Genomic DNA, 12,303 nt, shown 5'->3' with positions numbered 1-12,303 from the left:
ACCAAATAACGTACAGAAGTTGGGAAGTAACAACGAGTATTCTTTAGATGTTGTGCTCCCGTCATCAACTCTTGTGAGGTCAGGCGTTGAGCTTTGAGGTTCCTGTTTTTTGCGAGATTTCTTAGACCAGCAATTATTCGGATTTTGTGGGAGTTTTTTCACCGGCTTTATTTGAGGACGTGACGGAGTTTGTTGTACGCTTAAGCTATAAGATAAACGAGTCTCAATTTCGACAATAGAAATCACAGAAATTTCCAACCCCTGTTCCGATTTGCCAGCTAGACCCTTATAAAAATAAGCTTTGCCCTCAGTCTTTTTGCCACTTTTTCTTAAAAAAGAACAATCAATAACAGCAATGATTGTGTGTTCAGTATTTAAGGCAACACGCGAGAAAATATTGATTAAATTGTGGAAAGTTGAAGCTTTTGAGAAAGTGACGACGGTAGGTTTTTTCGCTCAAATAACTATAACGACTGAGATTCGTGAAGTTGATCTTGCCATAGGCTAGCAAAATAGTTGAGAATAAAGTGATTAAAAACTTCTTTTGGGGTTGACTAATCCCTGGCATTTGTTGTAAGATGGATTCCATAATTTTCATAGGGCAATCTGAAGAGCTTGTGTGTTTTTATAGCTTATTTTATAGCTTATTTTATAGCTTAACCTAAAAGAGCGCCTTTTTTTCTGTTCATTTTGGGTTCAGATTGCACTCACTTTTTTCGCTTCTGTGATTTATTGCGTAAGCGTTGCTTGCCGTAGGCGTCGCATCCCTCTTTAAAAACAGTCCGGAGTATTGTTGATCTGAGTATAAAATTAATAATTTTTCAGACTTAACAACGAACGAGATTTTTAACAGGAATTTCTAAGATTTACTCTGAACTATATTTAACGCAGTTTATAGGGTTAATTGTTTTACCTAAATTTTTTACTATGCTGGTGCGAAGTGAACCTTCACTTTTGACGGCTAGCCGTGTTATTTTACTTTAAATATTAATTATTTAAATTTGTATAGTTAATGCTTGTTTATTACAACAGCTAACAAACTCGATCGCAAGTCGAGTTAGATTAGCGATGGCTCAGTTTACCTGGGAATAAAAATAATATATAATCCGCCTACAGGGGAATAGTCCATAGTCAGACGATTTGAGATTCTAGATTTGAGAATCATACCAAATCCGCGTTAAAAATCTCCAATAGGACTCGGCGGTTAAAACCACTACTCTACAAACGAAGTCCACTCCAAGCGGACTAAATAATAAAGGGGTATAAATCCCGGATGGGGTATTACTCCCGTCAATCAGCCTGCAAAGGAATAAATCCGGGGGCTTTTGAGAAATGATGCGGAGCTTTTATGTATTTTAAAAATTTTACTAAAACGGCTAAGGCATCTGGGATGAGTCGGGTTATAATTTTTGACATTCCCTACCTAAAAATTTGGGAGCAAGCCAATCAAATCTTCGCAATCAGTTTTTATGACACCAGACATCTCCGCAGCCCAGCAGCAAAGAAATCACCGCATAATTGTCTTGGCCCTCATTTGTCTGACGCTGCTGGGACTCGCATTCCGCCTTTATTTGGCGTGGCACATCAACCAAACTCTCCCCGATACCCCCGCCCGTCTGAGGGGCGACGAACCGGGCTATGAGGGTTTGGCATACTGGTTGCTGAAGGGTCATTTTTTTGAGAAGCCGAACCGGACACCAATTTATCCATTTTTTGTGGCTGGATGCTATGCAATTTTTGGTCGTTCTCCCGCATCTGTAGTCTACGTACAAGCTTTTTTGGGGGCGACAATCATCCCGCTAACTTTTATCCTAGCACGGCGTTTTACTGGCGCTCAAAGTTCCTTAGTAGCGGCTGGATTAGTTGCGCTGCATCCCTCCCTCATTCATCATGTCAGGCTGCTGCAAACAGAGGTTTTATATACACCTTTAATACTTTTAACAGTGCTGGGCCTGTTGCGGGCATTGGAACAGCCGCAGTGGCAAAATTTTTCATTAGCAGGTGCGGTGCTGGCAATTACGAATCTTTGTCGGCCGACAGGGATGTTGCTTCCAGCACTTGTGCCACTATTGATGCCGCGTCAATGGCATTTTAAGCGCAAGATAGCTTTGTTTCTGGCTTATTTGGGCGCGATTATAATTATTACTGCACCTTGGACTTACCACAATTATCGAACGCACAAAACTTTTTTGCTTTACAGCGTTTCTACGGCGCTGCTGTGGCAAGGAAGTCCAGAGTTTTATCATTTGGCTTATGAAAAACTGCCAAAACGCCATATTGTTCAGATTTGGCAGGAAGAACTAAATCCGGCTCGGAATGGGGGACACAATGCTTTTACAATTGAGGGCGATCGCTATTTTACCAAACGGGCGATCGCTTCAATCCTCCGCGAGCCTGCTGTCTATCTCTGGTATTGTTTGCAAAAGGCAGTTTTTTTGTGGTTGGGAAACCCTATAAGTGACTGGCCTTATCACGATCTGTTGAATGTAAAGGCAATGCGGCTATTCTTTTCGCCCCAACGGATTGTCGGCATGTTAGCGTCGCGAAATTTGCCTGTATTTGCTGCTTTGGGCATGATAGTTTTGCGGCATCGCTGGCGGGAGTTTTTGCCACTGTTGCTAGTCTGTGCCTATTTTACTGTGATTCATGCGCTCACTTATGCAGAAGTTCGCTACAGTGAGCCGCTGCACCCGATTTTGGCGGTCGTAATTGCTACAGCGGCGGGGGAACTTCAGCGTCGCTTGAAGTCAATTAGTCAGTAGCTATTAGGCAGTTTGTCATGAGTTATTAACCCAGTGTTCTCAAAAACAATTATTCGGAATTTTACCATCGCCATTTTAATGGCTCTTGGCATAGGGTTGTTCAGCGTCACGACAACTTTTGCTCAAAACATCGAAACAATTAAAATTTCCGGTACTGCTGCGGGTGTTAGCACTCGCTACATCGGTGCAGTCGAGGGCAATATCAATTTCGACATCAAAGATTTGCAAGATTTGGGAATTAATACCTACGGCATTTACGGCGGGATGTCCCGGTGGGAACCCGAAGACGACGACGGTAAATACGGTTGGCCATCTATTGACGAAATTAAGACAAATCCAAATATAATTAATTGGGCGCATTGGGATCAGATTATGACTAATCCGCCCCTGGGTAGCGATTATTGGTGGTCGGGCTAACCCGGTACTGTTTGGCAAGGCAATGCCAGGACTATTTTTAATACTCTAAAACAAGCAAATATTCGCCCGGTTGTCAGTATTCGCAATGTTGATAATAGCTGGAATCCGAGTTGGGCGCTGCAACTGAATCCCCCGCGCACAGGAGAAGATTGGAACGAGTGGTGGGAACAGGTTTTTGCTACGGTTTATTGGCTGAATGTTCGCAATGATTACCGCGTTGATGATTGGGAAATTCACAACGAACCGGACAATCGCGATCAGGGTTGGGGCGGGACTAGGGCTGACTATTTTGAATTGGTTAAGGTGGCAAAAGAGGCGATCGACTTTGTTTATAAAACTTATTTGCCCGATCGCACTTACCGCATCCACGGCCCAAAAACCGTAGGCGGCAGCAATTGGCCGGCTAGTGCTTTGCAGGAAATACCGAATTATTTCGATACAGTCAATGTCCACAACTACGATGCAGATATTTCTAACTACACCCGCAAAGTGCGCGGCTGGATGAACGGTACTGTCCGCGCTAACTCGCAGCTTTGGGTAGGAGAATGGGGAACTTACGAAATTAGCTACGGCGATTTATCTTTAGCTTTAAATTTGATTAAGAATTTGATTCGAGGTTCCCAACCGGGGGATAATTATATTTACGGCAGTCACATATTCTGTTTGTACGACTGGGGAAAACCGGGACTGCCAGAAGGTTTGCTAGGGGACGGGGGAAAACGGCGCGCGGGCTACTATGCTTTGCGGATGGGAATTAGGGCTTTGCAGGGCGGGAGAGCTAGCTTTTTTCCTATCACTAACAGTTCGGATTTAATGGCAGTTGCAACTCTTGATGCTAGCAAGAATGTTTACTTGCTGGTTGTGAATGACCGACCCACATCTTACACTGTTAATGCTGATATTTCGGAGCTGATAAAAACTGGTAATGGCACGGTGCGGGAGTTCAGTTCTAAAAGAATGGATGAGGTTGTTGGTAGCTTAAGGCTCAAGGGCGGCAATGCGAGTTTTGCACTGGCAGGGAACAGCGCTATTCTCATCAAGTTCGATCGCCAGAATTGAAGCTCAAATCCTCTTGGTCATAATTGCGGTACGATAGAATTAGTTATGCTCAGAATTATTTATTTTCTGCCTGTTTGGCCCTGGAACCCTGGAACCCTTGAACCCTCGAACCCCTAATTGCATAGTTGCCATACCTAAGTCGTCCTGTTGTGATTCCCCTCCTGTCGCTGGTAAATTGGTAGCGTGCAGGTATCTTGCCTCAAACAGAATGCGAGCGAGAGTTCGGTTGAGGGCGAGAAAGTAGGGTGCAGTCTAGACAATCGCAGAAATTCTTGCTCGTAAACCCGCAGCAGTTATGCTAAGCGAGGAATTGCCCGCCAGCCTTCATGTCCGCCCTCTGGCAGATAGCATTGGTTCTGAAAGTCAGAAGCCGTCAATTATCAGGATATGGCACGGAATTAATTTTAAATGCCAAGATGCTGGAAGTATGGGTCAGTTTAATCGTACAGAAACTTTGAGGGCGCTGGGAAATCTCGCGGGTAAAGCCTCTCAATCAACCTGCTGCTCGCGATCCAACAAATATCACTTTTATGCCCCCTGATGTTTATTCCCTCCCTCAGTCAGGTCATCAACCGCAATCCCCTCACCGTCACCCCTGAGACGCCCGTAGAAAAGGCGATCGAGCTGATGAGTAGCACAGGAGCCAGTTACGTCCTCGTGGTAGAACCGCGCGGGAATTCTCAACTCGGAAATCCCACGAACGGGACTTCCCCACAATCGCGGGAACAGTCGGGTTTCTACAACGGCATACCGCGTGCGGTACACGCAGGAGGCAACGGGCGGCCTCTCAACGGCTCAAAAGCTCCCTATGCGGGCGGCCAGACAGTGCTGGGGATTTTTACAACGCGAGATGTCGTACAGCTAAATTCGATCGGCGCTGCTTTGAGCGGATTTGCGATCGAGCAAATCATGATCAGAACCGTAACTGTAGCCCGAGAATCGGAAATTCCCGACTTTTTTGCCTTAGCTAATCTGCTGGAGAAAAATCAGATCAGCCATTTGCCCGTCGTCAGCGAGGCTGAAGAACTTGTCGGTTTAATTAGCTCTCAAAGCTTGGTGCAAATGTTGCAGGGAATTGGGGAATCGACACCAAAAGCAATTAGCAGCGCTTCGCCACCTGCGGCTTTCGCGTTCCCTCCGCCCCTGCCAATTGTGCATCAGAAAGTAGAGCTACCTGCAAGTTTAATTAAACTTTATCAAATCCCTCAAATAGCAGCCTCACGAATAATTCACGCTCCTTCTAATTCTTCGGTTCGCTATTTGGCGCAACTGATGTTTAGACACAATGTTAGTTATGTATTAATCACTGAAACCCCCGATCAACACTCGACTGGTGCTGCTCATAATTCCAAATTTACAAATCCCAACATTCACAAACTGGTTGGGGTGGTAAGTTCGCGGGATATTGTGCAGTTACAGGCGCTGGGAAGAGACTCTAACAAAATTAAAGCGGGAGCAATTTGCAGCAGTTCGCCGCCACTGGTGCGATCGCACTCTAGCCTCGAAGCAGCCGTGGCGCTGCTGCAAAAACACTACTGCCAGTTGCCTTTATTAGTCATCAACGAAACAAATCACCCGATCGGGATTGTCAATCCTAAAACTATCCTTTTACAAGCGCTGGATTCAAAATCTCTGCATTCTGGCTTAATCGCTTTGCAGCGCCAGCTAGAATCTAGCAACGCTCAATACAAAAAACTCTCAGCAGAAATACAGCGGACAGCAGCAAATAGCCACGAGATGGCTGAAATTTCTCACCACAGTTTCGTAGAGCGGCAAAATCTCCCCCCTGCAGTCAACAATCAGGGGATTTGGGACTGGAATCTCGAAACAGATGAGTTTTTTTATTCGGCGCGGTGGCAAGAAATGCTGGGCTACCAAGAAGGGGAAATCTCGAATCGCCGATCAGAATGGTGGAGTCGCATCCACCGAGATGATATTGACTCGGTAAAGGCAGCTTTAGAAGAACACTTCGCCCAAAAGACACCGGATTTTGCAGCAGAATATCGGATGTACTGTAAAGACGGCAGCACTGTCTGGGTGCTGAACCGAGGTCAAGTTTTACGCAGCGCTACCGGCAAACCGCTGCGGGTAGTAGGAACTCATACAGATATTACTCCAAACAAGGAGTTTGAACTCAAAAACCGCGAGCAGGATCGAGAACAATTTCATCTATTTGACTCTTTGAAAGCAACAGTAATTTTCCACATAGATGCGGCGGGGGTTTGGAAATTTCTCAACCGCGCTTGGACGGAAATTACGAATTTTTCGGTTGCCGAAAGTTTGCAAACTAATTTTTTAGAGTGGGTGCATCCAGATGAGCGCGAGCAATGTGCAAATTTATTGGAGTCTTTGCTGTCCGGGAAGTCGGAATTTGAACGGCGAGAACTGCGATTTAAGTCCAAGTCTGGTTCGGAGAAAAACTCCTTGGGAATTCACAGTAATTCCGGCTTTGTTTCCGTGGAACTATTTGCCCAAGTCCGGCGGAATCCGCAAGGCGAAATAGCGGGAATTTTCGGGACTTTGCACGATGTCTGCAACCGCCTCGAAGGAGTTGAGGAACTCCGGGAAAGCGAGCGGGCAATTCGATCGCTCTACGAGGTAATGGTGAGCTCGGAAGGCTCTTTTGACGATCGAACGATGCGGTTGCTGGCAATGGGCTGTAGTCAGTTTGGGATGGATATCGGGCTGTTGGGCAGGGTTTTGGGCGATCGCTACGAAGTGATTGCGGCTTATGTACCGGAAGATTTTCCCTTTGGATTTGCTAAAGGAGACGGTTTTGCTTTGAGCAGAACCTTTGAGCGAGAGGTTTTGCGATCGAGCGAACCTATTTCTGTGGAATCAGCCGGCACTACTCAGTGGCGCAACCACCCCGCTTACAGCGTCCGCAAGTTGGAGGCTTTTGTCGGGACGAGGGTAATAGTGCAAGGGCGAGTTTATGGTACTTTGAGCTTTACTTCCCGCACCACTAAATCTCCTTTTAAACCGCTGAATTTTGAAATTTTAAAGTTGATGGGCAATTACATTGGCGCAGAAATTGCCCGCGAAGAGCGAGAGCGAACTTTGCAACGTCAGTACCAGCGCGTTTTACTACTCAAACAAATTACTCAAAAAGTGCGATCGACCTTAGACACTCAAGAAATTTTTCAAACTACCGCCACCCAAATCGGCCGCGTATTTGGTGTCAATCGCTGTACAATTCATACCTATCTTTCCGAACCTTATCCCCACCTTCCTTGCGTCGCAGAATACTTAGAACCCGGTCACGAATCGGCTTTAGATTTAGAACTTTCTGTCACTTATAACCCCTACACAGAAAAACTCCTCGCGGAAGATATAGCCCTGGCATCTCCCGATGTGTTTGCCGATCCTTTGCTGGAATCTTCGGGACCGATGTGCCGCCGCATCGGATTAAAATCTATGTTGGCTGTTCGCACTTCCTATCAAGGAGAACCGAATGGAATTATTACTTTGCACCAGTGCGATGCAACTCGCCAGTGGAATCCCGACGAAATTGAACTGTTAGAAGATGTTGCCGCTCAAGTTGGCATTACCTTAGCTCAAGCACAACTTTTAGAAACCGAAGTTCAGCGACAGCGACAGTTAGCAGAGCAAAATGAAGCTTTGGATCAAGCGCGACAAGCGGCGGAAGTTGCTAATAGAGCTAAGAGCGAATTTTTAGCGACTATGAGTCACGAAATTCGCACTCCGATGAATGCGGTCATCGGGATGACGGGCTTGCTGCTGGATATGGAACTAACTCCTGAACAGCGGGATTTTGTGGAGACAATTCGTACCAGCGGCGATGCTTTACTGACTATTATTAACGATATTCTCGACTTTTCTAAGATTGAATCTGGAAAATTGGATTTGGAACGCAGCCCCTTCGAGCTGCAAAACTGTATAGAAGAATCTCTGGAATTACTGGCTCCGAGAGCCTCAGAAAAAGGTTTAGAGCTGGCTTACTTTATTGATGATTCTGTTCCGAAAAACATTTTAGGAGATGTCACGAGGCTGCGCCAAATTTTGGTAAATCTGCTGGGTAATGCAGTGAAGTTTACAGAATCTGGAGAAATTGTGGTGTGCTGTACGGCTAGGCAAATTGAACAGGTAGCTGCTAAGAGTTCGCCGGAAAAAATTAATATTCTAGAGCCACAACCCCTAGCAATTAACCAGGGAGAGTTGGCACGTAGCAAACAATACGAGATTCAATTTGCTGTCCAAGATACGGGAATTGGTATTCCGCCAGACCGGATGGATCGCCTGTTTAAAGCTTTTTCGCAGGTGGATGCTTCGACAACGCGACATTACGGCGGGACGGGTTTGGGACTGGCTATCAGCCAGCGTTTGAGCGATATGATGGGCGGTACAATGTGGGTTGTCAGCCAGGTTGATCCCCGAAGTTCTAAGTCTCAACCGGGAGTTTCTGCGATCGGACAAAGTATCGCTGGAAGGTCGCCTGCAGAATTTACTCCGCCGTCGATATCGGGTTCGGGTTCGATTTTTTATTTCACGGTGACTGCTGAAGCGAATGACATCCGGGCTGAGGAAAAAAGACCCGAATTTGCCGCTGGTAAGCGCTTGTTAATTGTTGAGCATCATGCCATTAATCGGCAAGTTTTGATCCGTCAGGCAGAGTCTTGGGGAATGATACCCGTGGCTGTAACTTCGGGTGCTGAGGCTTTGGAAATCATCAAAGGAAACTCGCCGATCGATTTAGCTATTTTGGCGATGAATCTACCAGATATCGACGGTGTGGCTTTGGCTGTGGAGATTCGGAAATTTGAGCTGAGCAATTTGTCGGGCGACGAGGGTCTAAATCCCCATGTCATCAACGTTAAAAACTCTCGCAAAATAGCACTACCTTTGGTGCTGTTTACTTATTTAAGTAAGGCGGAAGTTTGGAAAAAACTTGAAACTACAGAAGTACATTTTTCGGCTTTTTTAACTAAGCCTTTAAAACAGTCCCAGTTTTATAATGTGTTGCTGCAAGTTTTTGGATATGTTACTGGCAGAAGCGGCAGGGGAGAACTTTCAAATGTGGTGACTTTGACTTCGGGATTGAAGTATTTTGAAAATTCTCAAGAACAGCACCGCGTGCAGCGGACGCCTGCTGTTTTGAGGCAGGTTGCGACGAATTCTGCCGGACAGGATGCAGCTAATTCTAGTCAGATTCGGATTTTGCTGGCTGAGGACAATGTGGTGAATCAAAAAGTCGCTACGCATTTACTCGACAGGATAGGATACCGGGCTGATATTGCGGCTAATGGGTTGGAGGTTTTGGAGGCGTGCAAGCGGCAATCTTACGATGTTGTGCTGATGGATGTGCAGATGCCGAACATGGATGGGTTGGAAGCGACGCGCCGCATTTGTCAGGAATGGCCTGCTAACAAGAAGCCGAGAATTATTGCGATGACTGCTAATGCGATGCAGGGCGATCGCGAAAAGTGTCTGGAAGCAGGTATGGACGATTATATTACTAAGCCGGTACGCCGGGAAGAGTTGGCGATCGCCTTGAGCAAGTGCTCACCTCTGAATCGGGATGAATTGGATGCGGTTACTGAGGAAAAAAATCAAGATATTTCTGATGACATTGACAGTGATACTGCGGGTTCTTCGAGCGTTCCACCGGGAGCAGATTCGCCGATTGATTTTCATATTTTGCAAAATCTCCGTGAGCTAGACGATGATGAAGACCCCGATTTTTTGGGGGAGCTGATTAAGATATATTTGGTAGACGCACCGCAGCATTTAGAAACTATTAAGGAGGCTATTTTTCTTGGCGATGCTGATAGTTTGAAGCTGGCTTCTCACACGCTGAAGTCGAGCAGCGCCAATTTAGGAGCGGTGTCTTTTTCTGCTGTTTGCAAGGAGTTAGAATATATGGGTCGCTTGGCGGTTGAGTCGGGAGGGGAACAGGTTTTTGATGTGAGTACGGCGCGCGATCGCCTGTTGGAAGCCCAAGCGGAGTGGGAAAAGGTGCGGGCGGCTTTTGAGACGGAATTGGAAACGGGGAAGTTGCGATCGCAAATAGGGTAATTTGTTATTTGTTATTTTTTATTTGTTGGTTGTTATTGGTTATTTGTCAGTTTCAATTACCAATAACCAATAACCAATAACCAATGACTAATGCCCCATGCCCCATGCCCCATGCCCCATGCCCCATGCCCCATGCCCCATGCCCCATGCCCATATTTAACTTTCACCTAAATAGGCTTTGCGAACAGTTTCATTTGACTGCAAATCACTAGCAGTACCAGCGACTACAACCTGACCGGTTTGGATGACATAGCCGCGGTGGGCTACACTTAAAGCCATGCGGGCGTTTTGTTCCACCAGTAAAATAGTTGTTCCTTCAGCATTAATATCGCGGACGATCGCAAAAATTTGACTGACTAACATCGGTGCCAATCCCATACTCGGCTCGTCCAATAATAACAAGCGGGGGCGCGACATCAAAGCCCGGGCGATCGCCAACATTTGCTGTTCGCCGCCGCTGAGAGTTCCCCCTTTTTGACTAATTCTTTCTCGCAAACGAGGAAATAAATTTAATGCTTTTTCCATATCCGACTTGATACCGAGAGTATCGTTGCGGAGATAAGCACCCATTTCTAGGTTTTCTTGAACCGTCATGCGCGGAAAAATCAACCGCCCTTCGGGACTTTGAGAAATCCCCAAACGGACGATCGCCTCTGTAGATAGTGCTTCTAAAGGCTTTCCCTCAAATAATACAGTGCCTTGGCGCGGGCGCAACAGTCCTTGAATCGTGCGGAGAGTTGTAGTTTTCCCCGCCCCGTTGCTGCCGATTAATGTCACAACTTCTCCCTGCGAGACTGTTAGCGATACTCCTTTGAGAGCGTGGATATTTCCGTAGTAGGTGTGAATGTCTTTAATTTCTAGCATGATTACTTTTTAGAATATATTGTCTGAAAGTTACATCAAAAGTGGAGGAACGATCCCAAACATCGATCGAGTAGTATGGGCGGGGGCGGATTTATGAGATTGTCTCTTATGGCCAATAATTGGCAGGTTTACCCGCCCATACAAAATTTAACATCATACAAGTCCGAATCAAACGGAAATGATATCAGGTGCGCTGCAGCGAACCTTACCAATTACCCATTGCCATCTTCTTCTTTTCCCAAATATGCCTCAATTACGCGAGGATCTGCGCGAACTTCGGCCGGAGTTCCCTCAGCAATTTTAGTACCGTACTCCATAACACTGACGCGATCGCTAATTCCCATCACCACTTTCATATCATGTTCAATCAGCAAAATACTCAAATTCAACTCATCGCGAATTCTGTAAATAAAGCGAGTTAAATCAGCCGTTTCGTTCGGGTTCATCCCGGCAGTCGGTTCGTCCAAAAGCAACACTTTCGGATCGGAAGCCAATGCCCGCGCAATTTCCAATCTCCGCTGGTCGCCGTAGGAAAGGTTTTTTGCCAACTCCGGCGCTTTAGAAGCACCTAAACCGACAAAATCAAGCATAGTGAGCGCTTTTATTTTAGCTTCCCGCTCCTCCAGATTCGCAGCGGGAGGGCGGAGGATTGCACCCAACAAACCTGTTTTCAATCGGCAGTGTCTACCTACTAAAACATTATCCAGGACAGTCATGTTGTTAAACAAGCGGATATTTTGAAAAGTTCTAGCAATGCCGAAAGTGGTCAGGCGATCCGGGGGTAAACCGGTAATATTTTTATTTTCAAGTATCAACTGCCCCCCACTCGGTTTATAAATGCCCGTAAGCATATTAAAAAAAGTAGTTTTGCCCGCACCGTTGGGGCCTATCAAACTGGCGATCGCTCCTTTTTTCAAAGTTAAACTAACCTGGTTGACCGCAGTCAAACCGCCGAATCGCATTGTAAGTTGCTGTGCTTCTAATAATGACATTTTGGTGGTGATTCCTAATATTGTTAAACAGTTATAGCTCGGATGCTATATAATACCAAATCCGCTCTGTTAAAGTGCGTCAGCGTGGCTGTTGTGGGATGCTCGTTACCACACGGAAAGATTTGGGGATCGGAATGCGTTACAGAAAGTCTTGGGCTAAGCTTCATGACTGC

7 protein-coding genes and 1 pseudogene are annotated in these 12,303 nt (G+C 46.1%); 5 read left to right on the top strand and 3 right to left on the bottom strand.

Annotated features, from left to right (window positions below; genetic code table 11):
• A pseudogene (locus tag QUB24_RS25880) lies at nucleotides 1-258 on the bottom strand (transposase); the annotation flags it as partial.
• Between the two features lie 1,211 nt (nucleotides 259-1,469).
• On the opposite strand from QUB24_RS25880, the gene QUB24_RS25875 reads away from it, so the two are divergent.
• The 5 genes from QUB24_RS25875 (at nucleotide 1,470) to QUB24_RS25855 (ending at nucleotide 10,274) form a co-directional block, all read left to right on the top strand.
• Nucleotides 1,470-2,762 carry a glycosyltransferase family 39 protein gene (locus tag QUB24_RS25875; RefSeq protein ID WP_333156487.1) on the top strand — a complete coding sequence of 431 codons (1,293 nt, stop codon included), beginning with the start codon at nucleotides 1,470-1,472 and terminating at the stop codon, nucleotides 2,760-2,762.
• A gap of 33 nt (nucleotides 2,763-2,795) precedes the next feature.
• Nucleotides 2,796-3,179 (top strand): hypothetical protein, encoded by a 384-nt coding sequence (locus QUB24_RS25870; RefSeq protein WP_333156486.1) that lies wholly within the window; start codon nucleotides 2,796-2,798, stop codon nucleotides 3,177-3,179.
• Nucleotides 3,180-3,473: 294 nt separating this feature from the next.
• Entirely contained in the window at nucleotides 3,474-4,238 is a 765-nt protein-coding gene (locus QUB24_RS25865; protein WP_333156485.1) for a hypothetical protein, read from the top strand.
• 295 nt (nucleotides 4,239-4,533) lie between these two features.
• On the top strand, nucleotides 4,534-4,779 hold the full coding sequence (locus tag QUB24_RS25860) for a hypothetical protein (RefSeq protein WP_333156484.1): 246 nt from the start codon (nucleotides 4,534-4,536) through the stop codon (nucleotides 4,777-4,779).
• Nucleotides 4,779-10,274 (top strand): response regulator, encoded by a 5,496-nt coding sequence (locus QUB24_RS25855; protein ID WP_333156483.1) that lies wholly within the window; start codon nucleotides 4,779-4,781, stop codon nucleotides 10,272-10,274. The genes QUB24_RS25860 and QUB24_RS25855 overlap by 1 nt, the downstream gene beginning before the upstream one ends.
• A gap of 156 nt (nucleotides 10,275-10,430) precedes the next feature.
• Here QUB24_RS25855 and QUB24_RS25850 read toward each other — a convergent pair whose 3' ends face one another.
• Together QUB24_RS25850 and QUB24_RS25845 are read right to left on the bottom strand one after the other, a co-directional pair.
• Nucleotides 10,431-11,138 (bottom strand): ABC transporter ATP-binding protein, encoded by a 708-nt coding sequence (locus tag QUB24_RS25850; RefSeq protein ID WP_006631855.1) that lies wholly within the window; start codon nucleotides 11,136-11,138, stop codon nucleotides 10,431-10,433.
• A gap of 212 nt (nucleotides 11,139-11,350) precedes the next feature.
• Nucleotides 11,351-12,130, bottom strand: a complete 780-nt coding sequence (locus QUB24_RS25845; RefSeq protein WP_333156482.1) for an ABC transporter ATP-binding protein — start codon at nucleotides 12,128-12,130, stop codon at nucleotides 11,351-11,353.
• Between the last annotated feature and the right edge of the window lie 173 nt (nucleotides 12,131-12,303).

The organism is Microcoleus sp. B9-D4, assembly GCF_036705105.1.
Taxonomy (GTDB): Bacteria; Cyanobacteriota; Cyanobacteriia; order Cyanobacteriales; family Microcoleaceae; genus Microcoleus.
Note: the sequence above shows the minus strand (reverse complement) of the source record. Positions and strands in the feature narration are given on the sequence as shown.

What these genes read in the sequence shown, in the direction of transcription:
- QUB24_RS25850 (WP_006631855.1), bottom strand. Translation starts at nt 11,138, where the DNA reads ATGCTAGAAATTAAAGACATTCACACCTACTACGGAAATATCCACGCT.
- QUB24_RS25855 (WP_333156483.1), top strand. Translation starts at nt 4,779, where the DNA reads ATGTTTATTCCCTCCCTCAGTCAGGTCATCAACCGCAATCCCCTCACC.
- QUB24_RS25875 (WP_333156487.1), top strand. Translation starts at nt 1,470, where the DNA reads ATGACACCAGACATCTCCGCAGCCCAGCAGCAAAGAAATCACCGCATA.
- QUB24_RS25845 (WP_333156482.1), bottom strand. Translation starts at nt 12,130, where the DNA reads ATGTCATTATTAGAAGCACAGCAACTTACAATGCGATTCGGCGGTTTG.
- QUB24_RS25860 (WP_333156484.1), top strand. Translation starts at nt 4,534, where the DNA reads ATGCTAAGCGAGGAATTGCCCGCCAGCCTTCATGTCCGCCCTCTGGCA.